Here is an 18,899-nt window from a genome sequence, read left to right as displayed (position 1 = left end):
TACCTAAATCGATAAACTCTAATGACTTAAGCAATTAGGCACGAATAGTCAAAGAATCTTCTAATCCAACCAATTGATAGCCTGCATCAGCAGGTGAAACAACTGAGATAAAAATCAATGGCTCATTCCCATGATTGAAAACTCCATGAACACAGCCGATAGGAGCAATAACTACATCTCCAGCCGCGATCGCCTGTGTCGCCCCTGCTTGATCCAAGTAATATTCTCCGCATCCGGTCAAAACAGTCCATGTGTCTTGCCCATGGGGATGCAGATGAGCAGGAATGGTCTGCCCTGGCTGGATATACCAGACTACAACAACAGCATTTTTAGATTCTGTAATAACTGATCGAATTGGCTGCCCATCCGTCGGCTGAAAAAACTGAGCGCTATTGAATATCCTGGTTTCACTCATTTTTATGTCCTATCCCTACTGGTGTAAGTGATACTCGCAAATGGCGTTTACTAAACTCAGCTTTTCCAAAGCGCGATCGCGCTTTTTAGCGGCAAAATAGACCATAGCAGAGTGTAATTCCGCAAAAATGGTAGGTGTATGAATAGTGGATTAATTTTGCCTGAGAACTGGCAAGACTGGCTGGTTGTGTCTGGTTATATGAGCTTTACTGCCTTTATTATCTGGCGAGTATTATTATCTGGCGAGTATTAGTCAGCAAGTGATGCGTGAGAATTGTTGTGAACCAATCGCAATGATTAAGTGAAACCGCGATCGCGTTTAGGTTTTTTGATCCAATCGAATTGCTTGCTCCAATGCTGTTTTTTCCCTAGCCCGTTGCGCGTAGGGTTCTAGTGTTGCCCGATCGCACCCCGTCAACAGTTGCAGATCATCTAGGCTCATGCCCCGCATCAGCATTTCCACACGCCAAGTTTGTTGAGCTTGGGCGATCGCGGGAGGGTGTCCTTCTGGGGTCAGCAATCCGTCTGTCCAAGTATTCCACCGCTGACGCAACTCTACTTCTAATAGCGATTGACCATCATCACCGATCAATAACGATGGCTCGTTATCCTTGCGGCTTTTGAGCCATTGAGTCAACGGATTCCGCGTATAGGAACCGTAGCGTTTGCCCAAAATCCATTGGTTGACCGGAACTTGACGGGTTCCCTGAGCGACCTGTAAAAGTTGTTGACCCTCATCACTAATGTAATGTCTACGCTGTAAGGCAATCACCTCTGATGGACTTAATCCAGAACTAAACAAAACATAAGCGATCGCGTAGTCTTGTAAACTGGTTTTCTTAGCGCGTTGCAAAATACTGTGAACTAAATTTGTAGGTAAATCAAAAACAAGTGGTGAACTATGAAAGAACTCAGATTCGACTAATTTATCTACCTTAAGGGAAAGCTGTGAAGCACTGGAGAATGCTCCATTTAAGAAAAGCAACACGACAGACTCTAAAAAGTCTTCGCGATCTTCCCAAAGCTCGTGAAATTCGCTGGTGAACTCGATCACAGCATATCCTAACAGCATTCCATGCAGCAAACTTGCCAATTTCTCGGCAGGAAGATGAGTCTGCAATTGTCCTTGCTCAATCACCATTGCAAAATAATCAGCCACATAGCGATTTGCTTGAGTAAATCCTTTTCCCAATGCTGCCCGGTTTTCTGCGGGATACTGTCCAGATTCGCCCACCACCGATCGCACGACTGCGGGTACTGCTTCTAGTGCTTGTAAACAGGCTGTGGCGTAGGCTCTGAGCGCCTCATAAATATCACCTAAGCTGCCAGTCTCACTGGCTTGTCGCACCAATGCTTGCCCCAACTGGGTAAACACCGCCGCCTCTTGAATCACGGCTAACAGCAGCCCATGTTTATTACCAAACTGGCGAAATAAAGTCACTTCATTCACTTCTGCCAGTTCAGCAATTTGCTTGGTCGTCGTTTCGGTCACGCCCTGAGTGGCAAACAGTTCAAGGGCAGAGTGAATGAGCCGGTGCCGAGTCGATCGCTGGTCAGCCATTGCGTAAAATGCAAGTGTCACTTGCACAAATTGCTAAGGATTGTTACAGTAGAAGAAATGTAAGCAGCACTTGCATTTTCTCCAGTGTAAACGGTTTTTACAGGAGCGTCAGTTTTGCGACTCTGCATTCGATCACGCCCCTATGGAAATCATTCAATTATTAAGGAATACTGATGACTTCTACTTCTGTTAAGGTAGCTCCTGTTGAGCAGTTGCCTCCTCTAGATTGGGTGAGCGTGGCGTTTTTCGGTGCAGTCCACGCGATCGCGCTGTTGTCTCCCTGGTTTTTCTCCTGGACGGCTTTGGGAGTTACCCTGTTTCTGCATTGGCTGTTTGGTAGTATTGGCATTTGCTTGGGCTATCACCGCTTGTTGACCCATCGCAGCTTTCAAGTACCTAAACCTTTGGAGTATGCGATCGCCATCATTGGCACCCTAGCCCTTCAAGGTGGTCCGATTTTTTGGGTAGCCGGACATCGCCAACATCACCTGCACACCGAAGACAATGAAAAAGATCCCTACTCTGCCAACAAAGGGTTTTGGTGGAGCCATATGCTTTGGCTGTTCTACCCCATCAAGAAGTTTTTTGACTACGACCATTACAAACAATACGCTCCAGAACTCGCTCGTGATCCTTTCTATCGCGCGTTAAATACCTACTTCTTGCTGCTTCAGTTGCCTTTAGGAATTTTGCTTTACCTAATGGGCGGCTGGTCATTTGTGATTTATGGTGTGTTTCTCAGAGCCGTGTTGCTGTGGCACAGCACTTGGTTAATCAACTCTGCGAGTCATATGACGGGCTATCGCAGTTTTGAATCAGACGACAACTCTCGCAACCTTTGGTGGGCTGCCCTTTTGACCTACGGCGAAGGCTGGCACAACAACCACCACGCGGCTCCCAATGTGGCGAAAGCGGGGCTGAAATGGTGGGAAATTGATATGACCTGGTGGGCAATTCAAGGCTTGCGGAAACTGGGTCTAGCCAAACGGGTTATTTTGCCCACCCAAGACGCTTCCTAAAATCTTTCTTCTGCTGAACAAACCTCTGTCGTGAACCAATTCTGGTTTGACAGGGGTTTTTTATTGCTGCCTGCGCCGACTCACGCTTGATTGTCTTTCAAGGCTCGATGGAGCAATCGACAGGGCCAGAGAGCCGCACCACAGAGACTCACGGAAGCGATCGCTGCCACCCGATGCCAGTGCTTAGTCAAAGGCGGATCTGATTTGGATGGGGGGTCATTACTCGGTGGCGATTCAAAAGCTGAAGGCGGTAATTGACTCGCAGCATTAATCCCTTCAATCACGGCTCCAAGAAAATAAGCGCCTAGGGCAATGCTTAGCCAATGGTTCATAGCGTTGTACTAGAGACTGCCCTGCCCCAACGATCGCCGTTCTTCCGCAATATCCCGAATCAGGGGAAGGCGCGACTCAATATAGGTGTTTAGATTATTGGCAGTTTGAGCATCGATCGTTTGATGATTGGCAAACTGGTTGAGCAGCAATTTTACTAAATCCGAATCATCAAATTGCAACAGAGTATTAACTTGGGTAGACTCGATTACAGCCCAAAGTTGTTGCATCATCTTGGCACTGATCATTGATCTCAACCTCTTAAGGATTTCTTTATAGTCTCACACTTTTCTAAATTTGGTAGGATTCACACTCCAGTTTGATGAATCAACATATTAGACATCACTGGGAATAAATCGTTCAGCATTTAAATGGACGATACAGCTACTCAGTATACGTTTAGTAGATATAGTAGATGGGCTGAAGGCTGACTACTGTATGATTCACCTTGAGAGTCTTACTACTTCTACATACTGCACTCTCAGAGGCGTATACAATTACAATTTTTTCCAAGACTTGCTCTTAATCCTAATCTCCTAAGGGTTGGCTCTTGAGATTTTGCGGTTTCACAGTGTTGCGTTCCCAGAACACATTGTTTGCGTAGCCCTGAATCGTTTTATCTAGTTCTGCCAATTCCAGGCGCTTTTCTGCGAGTAAACAATAATTCTCATTGAGATCAACACCGAGATAACGCCTGCCTAATTTTTTGGCAACTACAGAGGTCGTGCCGCTACCCAAAAATGGATCTAAAACGGTGTCTCCAATGTTGGTGCTGGCTAGGATAAGACGGGCGAGGAGTTTTTCGCTTTTTTGGGTAGGATGATCCGTATTTTCGGGCATTGACCAGAAGGGAATGGTAATGTCTGTCCACAGGTTGGAGGGGTGAGTATCGCGGAAGTTGCCATTGGGGGTTTCTTGCCAGTCTTTTGGAACCCCATTTTGGCGATAGGGCGCAAGCACTTTGCGGCGCAGTTTGACGGCATCTACGTTGAAGGTGTAGGTATCAGACATGGTACAAAACCAGATGTCTTCGCTAGAGTTTTTCCAGTTGGATTTGGCTCCTCGCCCTTTCTCCCGTTCCCAGGTGATGCGGTTGCGAACGGTGAAGTGGGCAGCGGCGACGGCAAAAGTGGAAATAGAGGAGAACCAATCAGCACAAATATAGATTGAAGCGGTGGGTTTGAGTAGCGGTTTGAGAATGGCGATCGCGTCGTCAAACCAGAGTGTGTACGCCTCAATAGTTTGACGGGTAAACCGATTGCCGTGAAAGTCTTTAGTCAGGTTATAGGGCGGATCGAGAATCAGTAGATCGACAAAGTCTTTGGGTAAGAGTGTTGCCCACTGCAAACAGTCCCCCAGTAGCGTCCCTTGGGGCGGTTCTTGCCAACCCGAAACAGGCGGTTCTAAGATTAGCCGCGATCGCAACCGAATGCGATCGGCTTCAGTGAGTTCTAGAGTCCGATTTTTAGGAGCGCGGGAGATCATGCAGTTGCTTTTTCAAGATACTGCTGCACTTCGGTTAAAACTCGCTTGGCACCGTCAAAGGTGAGCCGTGTGATCGCGCGATCGTAGGGTAGCCAATCGTAATCTTTGATTTCTTCAGGCTGACAACTGACTGTCGCCGACTGCACAAATGCTGGATAGTAGATCACAGTTTTGTTGAACTTTTTACCAGCACGGGTAAAAGGATATTGTTCTAAAAAGGATGCGTCATTTAACAGCGTGAAACTGGTGATGCCTGTCTCTTCTTCAAATTCCCGGCAGGCAGCCTGCATCGCCGTTTCGCCTGGGTCTGCATGTCCTTTAGGAAAGCCCCAATGTCCGGCGTGATGCTGAATCAACAAAAATTGATGTTCCTCGCCGCTCTGCAAAATGGGCACAATTCCAAAGGCTTCGTCCTTCGCAATTTTTTCGTCCTTTGCGATTTTAAGGTCATCCATACTGATATTGCCGCTGTTGAACGAGGAGAGTACTTGTAGAAGCGTAGCCTCTCCAAATGGAGAGTCGCTCAAGTCTACCTTGCAATAAATTCGTCAATCATACACCTGTTATACAGTTACGGTGGATGACTTTAGGAAAATTAGCAGAATACCAGCCTGACTAAATCTAAAAACATAGCGCGTTTTGAGTGACGAATTCAATAAACTCTTGCTGCTGAATTCGCGCTTGCTTTTGCAGATAGGTCATGGCATTAAGCGCTGCCCAGTGTGCCTCCCAATCGGAGCCAATACAGCAGTCTTCAATTACATGAAAGTGATAATCGCGCTGGTGAGCATCCACGGCAGTGTAGTGAACACACACATTGGTCATCGATCCCATCAACACTAAGGTATCAACCTTGAGTCCGCGCAGGAGAATTTCCAGATCGGTGCCAAAAAAGCTGCTGTAGCGACGTTTGTGGATAGTGAATTCTCCAGCGATCGCCATTAAGTCTGGATGCAATTGGGTACTTTCCCACGTTTCCAAACAATGTACAGGCTCCGCACCATCTAGTTCCCGCCCAAAGTCCACCATTTCTTGGCGATGCACTTCCTGTACATGGATAATCGGCATTTTTACGGCACGAGCCGCCGCTAGCACCTGCTTTGCCTTAGGCAATACCGCTGCTGCTCCCACATAAGCCAACGCGCAATCCCCCGTAAACACTCCCATTTGAAAATCAATGCAGATAACAGCCGTTCTTTGAATATCTAAGGTAAACATAATTAAATCCTCATGACGAGTAGGAGGAATGGCAAGAGGCGAGAGGTTAGAGGCGAGAGGTAAGATTTCACTCAAAACTTTTTCTCGTACTTCGCACCCCGTACCTCTTCCCTAACCCCTGAAACCTGAAACCCGAAACCCGAAACCTACCTAACCTCTGCTCTGATCCGCCCAAGGAGTTAGCTTACGAGAAATCCATCTCAGCCCGTAGTCAATCACCAAGCCGATCGCGCCAATGATGGCAATGCAAAACAGCACTTTTTCAGTTTGCAAAAACCGTTGGGCCTGAATAATTTTGAAGCCCAACCCATTTTGAGCAGCAACCAGTTCCGCGATGATCAAAAAGTTCCAGGCACCGGAAATGTTCACCCGCAGAGTATCGAGAATGCTGGGAAAAGCAGCAGGCATGATCACTTTGAACAAGACATCTCGGCGACCGGCACCCAATGTGTACGCCACGTTGATCATTTCGTTGGGAATGAACTTGACGGCATCGGCAATCATGATGGCGTTATACAGCACAACCCCCAGCATGATGATCAGTATTTTGGAGACTTCGCCCAAGCCGAGCCAAATCACAATTAGGGGCACAAATGCAGTGACGGGCATATAGCGCACAGTGCCAACCACGGGCGCAAACAGGTTATCCATACTGTGAAAGGTGCCCATGGCAATGCCTAAAGGAACGCCAATAATGGCAGCGACAAGAAAGCCTGCTAAAACTCGGCTGCTGCTTACCAGTACATCAAACAACAGGTTGTCTTCTGTAAACATCTTGATTCCAGCGGCAACAACAACCGTGGGCGCTGGCAAAAATAGGGGAGGAACCAAGCCGCCATAGCTGACTACAGACCAAATTAGGAGCGGGACGATCAGGGAAACGCTGGCGATCGCCAGTGCCAGTCGTTTTGAAAAGCCTTGGCGAATGCTCCAGAAAACTGATGATTCAAGATAGCGATGTTCACGAGCAATCTTCGGGGGTGCTGTCAGGTTAGTTGGAGTCATAAAGGTTTGGGTTTTGAGTTTTGAGTTTTGAGTGCGGAGTGCGGAGTGCGGAGTGCGGAGTAGGAATGAGACTGAAAACAAAAAACCTGACCCCTGACCCCTGACCTCTGACCCCTAATTAAAAGAATTTTAGGTAGCGCTGAATTTCCCAGTCGGAGATATGGGTGTGATATTCCTCCCATTCTTGAGATTTGTATTGAATGTAAGTGTTGTACATCAGGGTGCCGAATGTGGTTTCGCTGAGGGGATCGCTGGCAAAGGCGGCGATCGCGTCACTCAGGTTACGGGGCAAGACTTGGATGCCCATGGCGGCGTGTTGTTCCAGGCTGTAGTTATACATATTTTCGGTGTGGGGTTCGCCTGGATCTAGCCCTTCTCGAATGCCTTCTAATCCGGCTGCCAAAATGATTGCTGCCCCTAGGTAAGGATTGCTGGAAATATCGGCGGCACGGCATTCTACCCTTCCACCTGCGAGGGGAATCCGGAGCATGTTGGTACGGTTGTTGTTGCCATAGCAGCGATAGACGGGTGCCCAGGTGAAGCCCGACATGCTACCTCTGGCGACTAGGCGCTTGTAGCTGTTGACGGTGGGGGCGATGACAGCGCAAATGGCAGGGGCATGATTGAGGATGCCTGCAATGAATTGATAGCCTAGCTTGGAGAGTTTGCAGCCACGCGGATCGTCTGGATCATAGAACAAGTTGGTTCCAGTATTGAGGTCTGCCAGAGACATATTGTAGTGGGCACCGCTGCCCGTGCGGTTGGCAAAGGGTTTGGGCATGAAAGTGGCAAAGAAGCCGTGTTTGCGGGCAATTTCTTTGACCATGAGCCGGAAGAAGGTAAACCGATCTGCCATTTTGAGGGCATCGCAGTAAGCGAAGTCGGTTTCAAATTGTCCATTGCCGTCTTCATGGTCGAAGGAGTAGACATCCCAGCCGAGGCTATTCATGGCTTCGACGATTTCGGTGACCCAGGTGTAGTTATCCAACAGTCCTTGCAGGTCGTAGCAGGGTTTTGCCAGGGTATCGCGATCGCTAACTGGAACAGGCTGCCCGTCTACGTCTTTGAGCAGAAAAAACTCTGTCTCAATCCCTAAATTGAAGGTAAACCCCATGCTTGCCGCTTCTGTCAGCACCTTTTTGAGAATGCCCCGACAGCAGGCTTCAAACGGTTCTCCTTTCACATATAAATCACTGGCAAACCAGGCAATCTCTGGCTTCCAGGGCAAAATTGTGACAGAGTTTGGGTCGGGGTGAGTCGCCACCTCTTCATCGCTGATATCCTGGGGTACGCCATCCAAAGCCGCGCCGGTAAATAGTTCCGACCCTGCCATCATTTGCCCAAAATGGGACAGCGGCACCGCTTTCGCCTTGCTCATGCCATGGATGTCTACAAAGCTAGCAAGGGTATATTTCACGCCCTTCGCTTCCAGGGATGCTTTCAAAGCTTGTAATTGGGGAGAGAGGCGATCGCTCATAGGTCAAGTCCTTAAGTGATTCAGAAAGACAGGGTGGTTTCATGGCATTTAGCGAAAAACCTGATGGGCTTAGTTAGCAAGATCACGGATGCAATCAGGAATGGTTCGATCGCCCAACCGACAGGCGAGAGCAATAAGAAATGAGTCAAAAACAGCCCCCTTGTTATGGCAAAGTTGCCCCAACTGGGTTGGCTGGTTGTGCCTCCGGATTTGGTTCACTCATGGGGGATATTTGAGATAAGCGTGATCAAGAGTTGAAGCAACTGTGAACCGTAAAAAAGGCAGATGAGTTAAGCAAAGCATTTTGCTTGAATGTCGTCCAGTCGAGATACAGTGATTGGGGCAATTTCTATGGCTTAGTCCAAGCCTATCCCTGTGCTCTTTGGGATCGGTCAGGATACATCATATTTAACAATGAAGATGAACTCAAAATACCTGGGGTTTCTGTCGTAAAAAGGATCAACGTGCCTAAGGGAATATCTTCGCTTAATAGTTATGAGCGGGTTGTTCATGATATTCAATTACCGGAGGAGCTGCCTAATGGAGTCGAATATCAAGAAGGGGCTGTACAGCAAATTAAGGTAAACAAGTATGAAAGGGATAAAAAGGCGCGAGAGGCTTGTCTATCTAACTATGGTTATGTTTGCCAGGTATGCCATGTAAAGCTCAGTGATATGTATGGTGCGATCGCTGAAACTCTAATTCATGTACACCACATCAAACCAATAAGTGAAATTGGCGAGTCCTATATTGTAGATCCTGTCACTGATTTAATCCCTGTTTGTCCAAACTGTCATGCAGTCATTCACTTGAAAAGTCCTCCTTATACTCCTCAAGAAGTAAGTGTTATGCTTCATAACGATCAGAAAGTTTGTACTAAGGTTGCAAAGACCCCAATAACCGCTGACTAGGAACGTTAGGTGCCAAAATTTAGACAGCAAATAACTTGAGAAGAAGGAGATCGGTATGGATGGGAAGTGTCTTTGTGGTGCAATCACGGTGCGAACGCCAAATAAAAAAAGTATAGATGCTTGTCATTGTGGGATGTGTCGGCGTTGGGGAGGCGGACCAGCACTAGGGATAGCGTGTGGCTCAGATGTGCAGATAGACGGCGTGGATAAACTGAAGCTGTATACGTCCTCAGAATGGGCTGAAAGAGCTTTTTGTGGTGAATGCGGTACGCATCTGTTCTACAGATTGTTGGCTACCAATGAATATTTTGTCCCAGCAGGTCTTTTTCAGAATGAAAGTGAGTTTGAGTTCAAAGAGCAAATCTTTATAGATAGGAAACCTAGTTACTATGAATTTGCCAACCAAACTTTGAACCTGACAGAAGCAGAAATATTCGCCAAATTTGCATCAAGTGAGGATGGTGAAGGCACATGATTTGGCTCGTCAAACTCGAAAGCCAAAGTTAGGTGTTAGATGCGATCGCATCCTTTAACTGCCATAGCAAAAACGCTTTGGCGTATGGAAGCGAAATAATGGACAGCGAATCCAAGATGCTATCCTGGCAAGGAAAATCCGCTTAAATGTATGACTAATCTACTGACAGAAGCTTTCAGAAAAGCACAAAATTTACCAGATTATTTGCAGAATGAACTGGCTGAACAGCTAATAGAAGACATTGAAAATGAAATAAAGTGGCAGCAAGTATTATCTCAACCCCAAAATACAAAGTTGGATCAGCTTGCAGCAAAAGCTCTCAATGATTCCATGAATGGTAAGACAAGGAAAATGGGTTTTGATGAACTATGAAGTCAGAATTAACTGATGAGTTTATCGAATGCTTTGCTGATTTGCCTGAAAGAGTTCAAAAAACAGCCCGAAAAAACTACAAGCTTTGGAAACAGAATCCTTCGCATCCGAGTTTGGAGTTTAAAAAGCTCAACACGGAGCAGCCCGCTTACTCAGTCAGAGCAGGTATAGGCTGGCGTGCTGTAGGAGTTATGAAAGATTCAGAAACAATCGTTTGGTTTTGGATCGGCTCCCATAGCAACTATGACAAGCTGCTCAAAAACTTATAAAAATCGCTAACGCTGCGTTGCAATGGTCAGTATCAAAACTCTAGTGATGACTCAAAAATTATTGCCGCTATTGAACTCTAGCGTTAGCTTGTCACATCCGAAAGCTAAAATCAGGTTTTAGATGCGATCGCCCTAGGCTAGATCAGCAGTAAAGTGAAAGACTATAGTCTGTGGATTGCTTGTAATGATGTTCTCGTGGTGGATCGCTCCATTTCCGCTTTGGCTCCAATTTGGGTTGGTTGGGGCTTGGATTGGGCTGGTCGGGCTATCTGCGGAATGGCTACATCGAACGAAATGGGCAAGCCCAGAAGTCGTGCGAAAGGTGGTTCATATTGGCGCGGGGAATGTGATTCTGCTGGCGTGGTGGCTGCAAACTCCGGCATGGCTAGGAATTGGTGCTTCGATCGCATTTAGCGCGATCGCGTTTCTGTCCTATCGGTTTCCCATTCTGCCCGGTATCAACGGAGTCGGGCGCAAAAGCTTAGGCACTTTTTTTTATGCCGTCAGCATTGGTCTGTTGATTGGCTATTTCTGGACGATTGAGCAGCCGGAGTATGCTGTTTTAGGAATTTTAGTGATGACTTGGGGCGATGGGTTGGCGGCGTTGGTCGGGCAACGATTTGGCAAGCATCCTTATACGCTGTGGGATGTCCAAAAAAGTTGGGAAGGCTCCTTAACGATGGCGATCGCTAGTTTTATTGTCAGCAGCAGCATTTTGGTCAGCGTGCAGGGTAATACTTGGCAATCCTGGATCATTTCTGTCGCGATCGCGCTCTGGGCAACCGGGCTGGAAGCTTTTTCTAAGTTTGGGATTGATAATCTGACGGTTCCTTTAGGCAGCGCTGCGGTAGCATTTTACCTAAGTACTCTATTGTTTTTAGAATAGGGAATCGATTTATCATGGCAAAATCAGGATGGTATCGATCGCTAGCTGGCAAATCGCGTTTCAAGACTCGTAACCGTTCTGCTTTTGCCAAGTTCCTCGCCTATCCTAAAAGCTATGCCCCCTGACCTAAAACCGCTGACATCGAACAATATCGAGGCGTTTCCTTCCACTACGACCCCTCAGCCTGAGCAATTGGACAACATCAAAGCCCAAATTGATCTGGTGTTGCTGGCATTAGAAGCGCTAGCTGGAATTGGCTCGGAGGCGATGTTGCAAGCAGCGATCGACCTCAATCTGGAATCAATGGTGAGCGATCGGGTAGCGCTATGGCGATTGCGTCAATCTAGCCCCTTACGAAAAGGGCAAGGGGGGCGTAAAAAGCTGGATGTGGAGGAGGCAAGGGCACTGGTGCTGATTAGTTGTCATCTGGCAAAGCAGCAGCATGAACTGATTCGGCGAGCCGTTGCGTTGCTGGAGCAGGTGACAGAACAGCATCGAGCGCCTCATCAAACGGCTCTGTTGGGAGATTATTTAGATAAGTTCAACAACACCTATCAAGAACGAATGGAAGCAGGCGATGCTGTGTCTCCGGAAACGCTGATGAATTTGGCATTGAAGCTGCTGATTGATCTACTGTTCTATAGCGCCCCTCATGGGTTTCGGCGGATGTGGTTGACTCTTCTCGATCGCACAAAACCCCACTAAATTCACACTCTGTTATTCCTTATTTCTTGTTCCCTATTCTCCCTTCCCTATGCTCCGATCGCCATCCGTTATGCGCCGCTACACCCCGCCCACCTGCACCTTAGAGGTGATGGCGCAGAATTCATCCTTGTCTCGCTGGGCTGAGCAACCGGTTGTCAAGGATGTACGGTTTCACCTTAAGCTGGATGATCCCACTCTAGCGCAGGAGCAGTGGGTGGAATTACACGGCGATCGCGCCCAGCTAGAAGATTTAAGACACGCTGTTAATACCTATGTACAAGATTTTTTGGAGCAATCTCAAGATTTTCTAAATCAATCTTCTCCCTTAACTGACCCAGCTAACCCTAATCCTGCTATCACGACCTCAACCGAAACGAGCGGACAATCATTTCTGAGCGATCGCGATCGCAATTCTGTAGAGATTCGCTTGCAACCCAACGGCTTGCTAGGACACGATTTGAGCTTAGGCGACTTAGCCACAGAGGAATCAGGATCGGTGATTCGCCTAAGTACCCTTCAGCTTTTCGACTTAGCCACTGCATTAGATGACTATTCCGCGGATCTATTGGAACTGCCTGCCTTGCCTAAAACAGGCTGGTTTAGAGGGCGGGAAAATTGGGCACAGGTCGCCGCGATCGCAGTGGCAGTCGTAGGCTTATCTGCATCCGCGCTCAAACTGTTGGATAGCTCTATCGCACCCACTGCGATCGCACCTACTGTGAGCCAAGGAACGAGCAGCAACGATCAGCGCATCGCCACTCAAATTTCACCGTCAGTGGTTGATAAAGCCACTCCACCCGTGATTTCGACTGCAACCCTGCCGTCTATTCCACCCGTGGGATCAACCCCCAAAATTGGCACTCCCACGCTGGTCGCGCCCCAACCCAGCAATTCGGCAAGTCTCACGTTACCCAGTTCTAAAACCCTGCCCCAAAATTCGATCGCAACGGTGCCAATCACTGGAATTCCAAGTCGCCCCACCATTATTTCAGGGGAAACAAATTCATCCACCGCCCCAAAGGAAGCAGATTCACCCATCGCTAGTGTAGACAGTGCTGCTTTAGCCAGTGGTCAAGGTGCGGCTGTTCCAGTAGCCCCAATTGGGCAATCGCCCGCCTCCCGCACTGCCTCAAGAGGAGGCGATCGTTCAACCAACGCTACAGCTTTTGACACCATTCCCCAAGTAGCGGAAGTAAGAACCTACTTTCAACAGCGCTGGAAACCCCCTGAGGGACTCACGCAAACGCTCGAATATAGCCTCCTACTCGCGCCCAACGGCAGCATTCAAAGTATTGTCCCCCTACGACAGCAATCAGGCGATTACATCGATCGCACAGGAATGCCGCTGGTTGGAGATCCCTTCGTTTCTGCTCTTTCAAACGAACGAAACGCCAAGATTCGTTTAGTTCTCACCACCGATGGAAAAGTACAAACCTTCCTAGAACCAAACTAGAGAAAGAACCAAACTAGAAAAGCGTGAACTAGCTACCTGATTTCTGAGGGTTTGTAGATGCTTCTTCAGGAATTGCCGCTTTGGTTTCTTGAGCAACCTTGCGAGACTCTAGCCACAGTGGAACTACGATCCATGCTGCCACAAGCACAAAAACCACCACACTAAATTGACCCGCCAATGCAGCAACTCTTTCTAAGGGTACAAACTGACCTGCAAAGTAGGATAGCGTCACCATGACTGATGCCCAAGTTGCAGCGCCTAGCGTGTTGTATAGCATGAACTGTGAGTAGGGCATTTCAGCGATCCCTGCTAAAGGACTTGCAAACACGCGCAGTAGCGCCACAAACCTTCCCAAAAACACTGCTTTTGCTGAATTATCACCAAACTGGTTCTTCATGGTAACTAAGCGAGATTCTGGCACTCGAAAAACGCGCCCAACTCCCAGCATCAAAGACCATCCACCATAGCGACCCAGCCAGTAACCAATATTGCCGCCCAGAGTAGCACCCAGCACTGCATACCCTAAAACAAGCCAATAATTTAGCTGATCGCTTCCTGCTAAAAAGCCGCCTGCGAGGGTGACTGTTTCACCTGGAAGGGGAATTCCAATATTCTCTAGCAAAATTCCAAAAAAGATGACCCAATATCCATACTGCTGAGCTAGATCTTCAATGGATTCGAGGGAGATAAAATCTAGGGACATTATGCCGCCTTAACAAAAAGTCATTAGTTTCACAATTCTGGCGTGTCAAAGCAAATTCTGTCAATTCAAACAATTAAGTATATTGATGTATCGCTTACTACTATTTCAACGTCAGTTCGGGTTGAGCCGAAGGCAGCAAATTATGGTTATGGCAATTGAGGGCTTCTTCGGTTGATGGCAGTAAATCAACCCACCCACAATGTTGACAAAGCAACTAACCGGAGAGCAATGCCGTGAATGCTCAATCTGGGAGATATTTTTTAACGGGTCGATGATGGTTTTGATAATTGATCGCTTGCGAAGCATCAACCGATCAATCATGAGATTTTAGCATTTTCAGCCTATCGGATTTGCCCCTTTCTTGTTCCACTCCTTATCCCGAACTCAGGTTAATCATCCATTGCGACATCCAGCAACGCCGCAAAAGCTTCATTCCAAAGTGCGACCACCGAAGAAGAAGCAAAAAGGGGGCAAGTTGAGTGCAACTGACAAGCACGGCAACCGCACCTTCGCGTAACAGCGGGCGATCGCTGAGCGATGAGTCGTCACCTCAAAATCTTCAAGATTCTATTTGAGCGCTATCGTAATGGTAGAGGGCATTTTGGCTTACGGGGCAAGTTGATTGCCGCACTTTAACAATTACGAATTAGCTCTGGCTAGCTGACTTTTGCAAGAGTTCTAGTCTACGCAAATAGACGCGCCCTGAGATCGAGAGGAGGGGGAAAAAGCAATTCTATACTCAACTGAGTATCGTGCCCATAACAGGGGAAAAAGCTGTGCAGACTTAACCACACAGCTTTTTACTAACAACTTAATGGTGATAGTGAATTAGTAAGCATCCTGAAGTTCGTAGAAGTCAGGCGAGATGTAATCTTTTCGTAGCGGGTAACCCACCCAATCTTCGGGCATCAAAATCCGCTTTAAGTTGGGGTGCCCTTCATAAACAATGCCGTACATATCATAGGTTTCTCGCTCTTGCCAATCTGCGCTTTTCCAAATCCAATATACGGTCGGAACGAAAGGGTTTTCGCGAGGTAAAGAAACCTTAACTCGGACTTCTTCAGGGCGATCAACATTATCAGCAATTTTGATCAAATGATAAAAGCTGACTAAATCTTGTCCTGGACCAGAATCATATCCACCTTGACACTGGAGGCAGTTGAATCCGTAGGCGTAGAGCGCAGTTGAGATAGGAACTAAAAAGTCGCGATCGACCGTCAATATCTCAACCCCAGACGCATCCAATCCTAAAGATTCGTGTTCAAATCCATTGTCGAGCAACCACTTAGAAACCTTGCCAGCCTCAACAATTGGGGCTGAATCGGGCGTTTCTTGCGCTTCAACCACGACTCACTTCCTCCTTCTCCGCTGTCAGCAGCGCTGGCGGAATAGGCATCCCCATTGCTTCCATTAATTCTCTGGGAGGTGCTTCACGAGTGCCAGACTGAAGGTACTTTCCAGTCAGGATTGGCTCTACAACTTTCATCGTGTGAGTTGTGCTGTAGTAACGATGGGTTTGCCGTAGCATTCCCCGTTCCTGAATGGATTCATTTGAGATTTTCTTACGCAATTTGATGATGGCATCAATAATTGCTTCGGGTCGCGGTGGGCACCCCGGCAGATAGACATCTACCGGAATAAGCTTGTCCACACCGCGCACGGCGGAAGGCGAATCGACGCTGAACATGCCGCCTGTAATGGTGCAAGCACCCATGGCGATCACGTATTTTGGATCGGGCATTTGCTCATACAGCCGCACTAAAGCAGGTGCCATCTTCATGGTGATGGTGCCGGCTGTGATAATTAGGTCAGCTTGCCGAGGAGTCGATCGCGGCACTAGCCCAAAGCGATCGAAGTCAAACCGGGAACCAATCAAAGCAGCAAACTCAATGAAGCAACAGGCAGTTCCATACAACAAAGGCCACAAGCTAGAAAGCCGCGCCCAGTTATAGAGATCGTCCACAGTAGTCAAGATGACGTTTTCTGAAAGATCTTGAGTAACCTGGGGTCGCTCAATGGGGTTCATAATCCGTTCAGATGCATCAATCACCAAGTTTTGAGCCTCAGCATTAGGCTTCATGACCATTCCAACGCTCCTTTCCGCCAAGCATAAACAAGACCAATCACTAAAATTCCGATAAAAATCAAGGCTTCCACAAATCCTAATAGACCTAGTTGATTGAAAGCGACTGCCCACGGATAAAGAAACACCGTCTCCACGTCAAAAATGACGAAAATTAAGGCAAACATATAATAACGAATGTTGAACTGAATCCAAGCACCGCCCATTGGCTCCATCCCGGATTCATAGGTTGTTCGCCGTTCGGGTCCACGGCGACTAGGACGAAGTAGCTTCGCAGCAGTTAACGCCAGAATAGGAACTAAGCTGCATACCAACGTAAACCCTAAAAGGTATTCATATCCACTAAGAACAAACACGATTAGAACTGCCTCTTCACTTAGGTACGGTTTAACAAGACTTAGAGATGGCTGCCTTCCATAATTACCTGCCCTTATTATAGGTGGGCTGGGCTTTACAAAAGGATAGAAGTTATCCGAGTGCGTCCTTTGACTGATCTCAATGCTTTGGTATCAGCATAAACATTGGAGGTCAGTTTGCAACACTTAACTATAGCTAAGTTTTCTCAGGCTCTAAGTTCAAAGAGAACTTTACTGGTTTGCGATCGCTCATACTGACCGTTCAGGTCAAGATTGATTACTAGCACCAATGCCCCAAGGGTCGTATCATAATTTAATACGGTTTTCAGATTCACTGAATTCTTTTTGCTGGTGCGGCTGTTTTTAATGTTAGCGATTGGTTATTCCCGATCAGTAGTGAAACGATGAGTACCCAACCGATTGATGCAACCCTAGACCGCCATGAGTGTCAAGCTTGTGGCTATGTTTATGAACCCATCAAAGGAGACGATAAGCGAGATATTCCTCCGGGCGTTCCGTTTGAGTCCCTTCCTGAAGATTGGCGATGCCCAGTCTGTGGCGCACGATCTTCCCGATTTTCTAATCTTGGAACCGATGGTTCTGCCTCTGGCTTCAAAGAAAATCTTAAATATGGGTTTGGGGTCAATACCATGACACCCGAACAAAAGAACCTGTTGATCTTTGGAGGTCTGTTTCTCACATTCCTCTTTTTTATTAGTCTTTATGGATTGCAGTAGGGTGGGGTGCCCCAATTCATTAAGTTTGTTGGTGCATGAATCACTTACAAACGAACTGCGAAATTAATATACATCTGTTGAGAGTTTGAACTGTGATGCGTGTAGCTACGAAAGTTTTACGTCAAATTTTAGCGCTGTGTGCGATCGCGATATTCTGCACCTCCTGCGGTGGATATCTTCAAGCCACCAGCACCAATCCCTGGCGGGTCATTTCTATTGATACAGATGCCAGCTTAAATGATATTAGTTTCATTGGTGATTCACCCCACGGCTGGTTAGTAGGTTCCAATGCGACCCTGTTTGAAACCACAGATGCAGGCGAAACTTGGGCATCACGCAGCCTTGAACTAGATGAACCCTATCGGTTTACCTCCGTTAGTTTTGATGGCAACGAAGGCTGGATTGCAGGGCAGCCTTCAATTTTGTTACACACTGAAGATGCCGGACAGTCTTGGTCGCGTATTCCCCTCAGCGAGAAGCTTCCCGGCGCACCCAATACGGTTTTAGCGTTGGGTTCTAAATCGGCTGAAATGACGACGAATATTGGTGCAATCTACCGTACCTCAGATGCTGGAAAGACCTGGAAAGCTCTGGTAGAGGAAGCGGTGGGAGTTATTCGTAACATTTCTCGCTCTCCAAGCGGTGAATATGTTGCAGTATCGTCGCGAGGGAACTTTTACTCGATCTGGCAGCCCGGTCAAGAAGCCTGGAAACCTTACAATCGGAGTAGTTCTCGGCGGTTGCAAAACATGGGCTTTACTGGAGACGGGCGACTCTGGATGTTGGCACGAGGCGGGCTGATTCAATTTAGCAGCATTGGCAGCCCAAACGAATGGGAAGATATTATCAATCCTGAGTTTGCAACCAGTTGGGGGCTGTTAGATTTGGCATATCGAACTCCTGAAGAGATCTGGGTTGCAGGAGGAAGCGGGAACCTGATACGAAGTCTGGATGGAGGGAAGACCTGGGAAAAAGATCGATTTATTGAGGACGTACCATCTAACCTTTATAAAATCAAGTTCTTAAATCCCGATCGGGGATTCATCATTGGGCAAGGCTCGTTGTTAAAATATGATGACAGTGCTAACCAAGCAGTTTAGTCTTTCTATTAAGCTCGTTTAGCTGGGGGCGGCTGTCTCCTATGATAGAAGTTAAGGTTTTGAAAAATTCTGAGTGGAGAAACTGAAATGGCTGGAACGACAGGTGAACGTCCGTTTACGGACATTATTACAAGTGTGCGCTATTGGGTGATTCATAGCATCACCATTCCGGCGTTGTTTGTGGCTGGGTGGCTGTTTGTACAGACGGGTCTAGCGTATGATGCCTTCGGCACTCCTCGCCCGAACGAGTACTTTCCATCCACTCGTGATAAAGCGCCCATCGTGAGAGATCGCTTTGATGCTAAGCAGCAAATTGATCAGTTTATTCAGCAAAAGTAGC

Annotated in this window: 24 protein-coding genes and 1 pseudogene; 11 read left to right on the top strand and 14 right to left on the bottom strand. The window is 47.4% G+C overall.

Translation table 11 applies throughout. The annotated features are described in order from the left end of the window. Positions 1-34 precede the first annotated feature (34 nt). Both AC1S5B_RS26460 and AC1S5B_RS26455 read right to left on the bottom strand, forming a co-directional pair. Positions 35-415 carry a cupin domain-containing protein gene (locus AC1S5B_RS26460; protein ID WP_482038650.1) on the bottom strand — a complete coding sequence of 127 codons (381 nt, stop codon included), beginning with the start codon at positions 413-415 and terminating at the stop codon, positions 35-37. A gap of 318 nt (positions 416-733) precedes the next feature. Further along, positions 734-1,996 (bottom strand): TetR family transcriptional regulator, encoded by a 1,263-nt coding sequence (locus AC1S5B_RS26455; protein ID WP_482038649.1) that lies wholly within the window; start codon positions 1,994-1,996, stop codon positions 734-736. A 152-nt stretch (positions 1,997-2,148) separates the two neighbouring features. On the opposite strand from AC1S5B_RS26455, the gene AC1S5B_RS26450 reads away from it, so the two are divergent. Beyond that, positions 2,149-2,994 carry an acyl-CoA desaturase gene (locus AC1S5B_RS26450; RefSeq protein WP_482038648.1) on the top strand — a complete coding sequence of 282 codons (846 nt, stop codon included), beginning with the start codon at positions 2,149-2,151 and terminating at the stop codon, positions 2,992-2,994. Between the two features lie 80 nt (positions 2,995-3,074). On the opposite strand, the gene AC1S5B_RS26445 is transcribed toward AC1S5B_RS26450, so the two are convergent. The 7 genes from AC1S5B_RS26445 to glnT all read right to left on the bottom strand — a co-directional run bounded on the left by AC1S5B_RS26445 (position 3,075) and on the right by glnT (position 8,509). Beyond that, complete coding sequence (locus AC1S5B_RS26445; RefSeq protein ID WP_482038647.1) at positions 3,075-3,326, bottom strand: hypothetical protein; 252 nt, start codon at positions 3,324-3,326, stop codon at positions 3,075-3,077. Between the two features lie 9 nt (positions 3,327-3,335). Further along, a complete protein-coding gene (locus AC1S5B_RS26440; protein ID WP_482038646.1) occupies positions 3,336-3,572 on the bottom strand; it encodes a hypothetical protein in 237 nt (78 codons plus the stop codon). 280 nt (positions 3,573-3,852) lie between these two features. Continuing rightward, entirely contained in the window at positions 3,853-4,809 is a 957-nt protein-coding gene (locus AC1S5B_RS26435; protein WP_482038645.1) for a DNA-methyltransferase, read from the bottom strand. Next, the gene (locus AC1S5B_RS26430) at positions 4,806-5,264 is read right to left on the bottom strand and encodes a bis(5'-nucleosyl)-tetraphosphatase (protein ID WP_482038644.1); all 459 of its coding nucleotides are present in this window, start codon (positions 5,262-5,264) and stop codon (positions 4,806-4,808) included. Before AC1S5B_RS26430 ends, AC1S5B_RS26435 begins: the two co-directional genes overlap by 4 nt. A gap of 166 nt (positions 5,265-5,430) precedes the next feature. Beyond that, a complete protein-coding gene (locus tag AC1S5B_RS26425) occupies positions 5,431-6,027 on the bottom strand; it encodes a cysteine hydrolase family protein (protein WP_482038643.1) in 597 nt (198 codons plus the stop codon). 150 nt (positions 6,028-6,177) lie between these two features. Then, positions 6,178-7,032: an ABC transporter permease gene (locus AC1S5B_RS26420; RefSeq protein ID WP_482038642.1), complete on the bottom strand. Its 855-nt coding sequence runs from the start codon at positions 7,030-7,032 to the stop codon at positions 6,178-6,180. 118 nt (positions 7,033-7,150) lie between these two features. Next, positions 7,151-8,509, bottom strand: coding sequence for a type III glutamate--ammonia ligase (gene glnT, locus AC1S5B_RS26415; protein ID WP_482038641.1), 1,359 nt, complete (start codon positions 8,507-8,509; stop codon positions 7,151-7,153). A 308-nt stretch (positions 8,510-8,817) separates the two neighbouring features. Between glnT and AC1S5B_RS26410 the strand changes: the two genes are divergently transcribed. From AC1S5B_RS26410 to AC1S5B_RS26380, 7 genes are all read left to right on the top strand, one after another. Continuing rightward, entirely contained in the window at positions 8,818-9,420 is a 603-nt protein-coding gene (locus AC1S5B_RS26410; RefSeq protein WP_482038640.1) for an HNH endonuclease, read from the top strand. 55 nt (positions 9,421-9,475) lie between these two features. Continuing rightward, on the top strand, positions 9,476-9,895 hold the full coding sequence (locus AC1S5B_RS26405; protein WP_482038639.1) for a GFA family protein: 420 nt from the start codon (positions 9,476-9,478) through the stop codon (positions 9,893-9,895). Between the two features lie 150 nt (positions 9,896-10,045). Continuing rightward, positions 10,046-10,267, top strand: coding sequence for a hypothetical protein (locus AC1S5B_RS26400; RefSeq protein WP_482038638.1), 222 nt, complete (start codon positions 10,046-10,048; stop codon positions 10,265-10,267). Continuing rightward, positions 10,264-10,536 carry a ParE family toxin-like protein gene (locus tag AC1S5B_RS26395; RefSeq protein ID WP_482038637.1) on the top strand — a complete coding sequence of 91 codons (273 nt, stop codon included), beginning with the start codon at positions 10,264-10,266 and terminating at the stop codon, positions 10,534-10,536. Before AC1S5B_RS26400 ends, AC1S5B_RS26395 begins: the two co-directional genes overlap by 4 nt. A gap of 184 nt (positions 10,537-10,720) precedes the next feature. Next, entirely contained in the window at positions 10,721-11,422 is a 702-nt protein-coding gene (locus tag AC1S5B_RS26390; protein ID WP_482038636.1) for a diacylglycerol/polyprenol kinase family protein, read from the top strand. Between the two features lie 114 nt (positions 11,423-11,536). Continuing rightward, positions 11,537-12,127 (top strand): DUF3038 domain-containing protein, encoded by a 591-nt coding sequence (locus AC1S5B_RS26385; protein WP_482038635.1) that lies wholly within the window; start codon positions 11,537-11,539, stop codon positions 12,125-12,127. A 49-nt stretch (positions 12,128-12,176) separates the two neighbouring features. Further along, entirely contained in the window at positions 12,177-13,580 is a 1,404-nt protein-coding gene (locus tag AC1S5B_RS26380; RefSeq protein ID WP_482038634.1) for a DUF4335 domain-containing protein, read from the top strand. A gap of 28 nt (positions 13,581-13,608) precedes the next feature. Here AC1S5B_RS26380 and AC1S5B_RS26375 read toward each other — a convergent pair whose 3' ends face one another. The 5 genes and pseudogenes from AC1S5B_RS26375 to AC1S5B_RS26355 form a co-directional block, all read right to left on the bottom strand. Beyond that, positions 13,609-14,283, bottom strand: coding sequence for a DedA family protein (locus AC1S5B_RS26375; protein WP_482038633.1), 675 nt, complete (start codon positions 14,281-14,283; stop codon positions 13,609-13,611). Between the two features lie 100 nt (positions 14,284-14,383). Continuing rightward, positions 14,384-14,598 (bottom strand): annotated as a pseudogene (locus tag AC1S5B_RS26370) (transposase); the annotation flags it as partial. A gap of 513 nt (positions 14,599-15,111) precedes the next feature. Then, positions 15,112-15,630 (bottom strand): NAD(P)H-quinone oxidoreductase subunit J, encoded by a 519-nt coding sequence (locus tag AC1S5B_RS26365; RefSeq protein WP_482038632.1) that lies wholly within the window; start codon positions 15,628-15,630, stop codon positions 15,112-15,114. Beyond that, positions 15,623-16,363, bottom strand: a complete 741-nt coding sequence (ndhK, locus tag AC1S5B_RS26360) for a photosynthetic/respiratory NAD(P)H-quinone oxidoreductase subunit K (RefSeq protein WP_482038751.1) — start codon at positions 16,361-16,363, stop codon at positions 15,623-15,625. The genes AC1S5B_RS26365 and ndhK overlap by 8 nt, the downstream gene beginning before the upstream one ends. Next, positions 16,360-16,722 (bottom strand): NAD(P)H-quinone oxidoreductase subunit 3, encoded by a 363-nt coding sequence (locus AC1S5B_RS26355; RefSeq protein WP_482038631.1) that lies wholly within the window; start codon positions 16,720-16,722, stop codon positions 16,360-16,362. Before AC1S5B_RS26355 ends, ndhK begins: the two co-directional genes overlap by 4 nt. A 404-nt stretch (positions 16,723-17,126) precedes the next feature. Here AC1S5B_RS26355 and AC1S5B_RS26350 point away from each other — a divergent pair, with 404 nt between their 5' ends. The 3 genes from AC1S5B_RS26350 to psbE all read left to right on the top strand — a co-directional run bounded on the left by AC1S5B_RS26350 (position 17,127) and on the right by psbE (position 18,898). Next, positions 17,127-17,459 (top strand): rubredoxin, encoded by a 333-nt coding sequence (locus AC1S5B_RS26350; protein WP_482038630.1) that lies wholly within the window; start codon positions 17,127-17,129, stop codon positions 17,457-17,459. Between the two features lie 95 nt (positions 17,460-17,554). Continuing rightward, positions 17,555-18,559, top strand: a complete 1,005-nt coding sequence (locus tag AC1S5B_RS26345) for a photosynthesis system II assembly factor Ycf48 (RefSeq protein ID WP_482038629.1) — start codon at positions 17,555-17,557, stop codon at positions 18,557-18,559. 87 nt (positions 18,560-18,646) lie between these two features. After that, positions 18,647-18,898 (top strand): cytochrome b559 subunit alpha, encoded by a 252-nt coding sequence (psbE, locus tag AC1S5B_RS26340; RefSeq protein WP_482038628.1) that lies wholly within the window; start codon positions 18,647-18,649, stop codon positions 18,896-18,898. The last annotated feature ends 1 nt before the right edge of the window (position 18,899 follow it).

The organism is Leptolyngbya sp. CALU 1928 (assembly GCF_056784215.1).
Note: the sequence above shows the minus strand (reverse complement) of the source record. Positions and strands in the feature narration are given on the sequence as shown.

Excerpts from the sequence above, each read along its gene's own strand:
- AC1S5B_RS26350 (WP_482038630.1), top strand. The coding sequence starts at position 17,127 with ATGAGTACCCAACCGATTGATGCAACCCTAGACCGCCATGAGTGTCAA.
- AC1S5B_RS26405 (WP_482038639.1), top strand. The coding sequence starts at position 9,476 with ATGGATGGGAAGTGTCTTTGTGGTGCAATCACGGTGCGAACGCCAAAT.
- AC1S5B_RS26430 (WP_482038644.1), bottom strand. The coding sequence starts at position 5,264 with ATGGATGACCTTAAAATCGCAAAGGACGAAAAAATTGCGAAGGACGAA.
- AC1S5B_RS26445 (WP_482038647.1), bottom strand. The coding sequence starts at position 3,326 with ATGAACCATTGGCTAAGCATTGCCCTAGGCGCTTATTTTCTTGGAGCC.
- AC1S5B_RS26420 (WP_482038642.1), bottom strand. The coding sequence starts at position 7,032 with ATGACTCCAACTAACCTGACAGCACCCCCGAAGATTGCTCGTGAACAT.
- AC1S5B_RS26450 (WP_482038648.1), top strand. The coding sequence starts at position 2,149 with ATGACTTCTACTTCTGTTAAGGTAGCTCCTGTTGAGCAGTTGCCTCCT.
- AC1S5B_RS26395 (WP_482038637.1), top strand. The coding sequence starts at position 10,264 with ATGAAGTCAGAATTAACTGATGAGTTTATCGAATGCTTTGCTGATTTG.
- ndhK (WP_482038751.1), bottom strand. The coding sequence starts at position 16,363 with ATGAAGCCTAATGCTGAGGCTCAAAACTTGGTGATTGATGCATCTGAA.
- AC1S5B_RS26425 (WP_482038643.1), bottom strand. The coding sequence starts at position 6,027 with ATGTTTACCTTAGATATTCAAAGAACGGCTGTTATCTGCATTGATTTT.
- AC1S5B_RS26435 (WP_482038645.1), bottom strand. The coding sequence starts at position 4,809 with ATGATCTCCCGCGCTCCTAAAAATCGGACTCTAGAACTCACTGAAGCC.
- psbE (WP_482038628.1), top strand. The coding sequence starts at position 18,647 with ATGGCTGGAACGACAGGTGAACGTCCGTTTACGGACATTATTACAAGT.
- AC1S5B_RS26380 (WP_482038634.1), top strand. The coding sequence starts at position 12,177 with ATGCTCCGATCGCCATCCGTTATGCGCCGCTACACCCCGCCCACCTGC.
- AC1S5B_RS26345 (WP_482038629.1), top strand. The coding sequence starts at position 17,555 with ATGCGTGTAGCTACGAAAGTTTTACGTCAAATTTTAGCGCTGTGTGCG.
- AC1S5B_RS26390 (WP_482038636.1), top strand. The coding sequence starts at position 10,721 with ATGATGTTCTCGTGGTGGATCGCTCCATTTCCGCTTTGGCTCCAATTT.
- AC1S5B_RS26385 (WP_482038635.1), top strand. The coding sequence starts at position 11,537 with ATGCCCCCTGACCTAAAACCGCTGACATCGAACAATATCGAGGCGTTT.
- AC1S5B_RS26400 (WP_482038638.1), top strand. The coding sequence starts at position 10,046 with ATGACTAATCTACTGACAGAAGCTTTCAGAAAAGCACAAAATTTACCA.
- glnT (WP_482038641.1), bottom strand. The coding sequence starts at position 8,509 with ATGAGCGATCGCCTCTCTCCCCAATTACAAGCTTTGAAAGCATCCCTG.
- AC1S5B_RS26460 (WP_482038650.1), bottom strand. The coding sequence starts at position 415 with ATGAGTGAAACCAGGATATTCAATAGCGCTCAGTTTTTTCAGCCGACG.
- AC1S5B_RS26440 (WP_482038646.1), bottom strand. The coding sequence starts at position 3,572 with ATGATCAGTGCCAAGATGATGCAACAACTTTGGGCTGTAATCGAGTCT.
- AC1S5B_RS26375 (WP_482038633.1), bottom strand. The coding sequence starts at position 14,283 with ATGTCCCTAGATTTTATCTCCCTCGAATCCATTGAAGATCTAGCTCAG.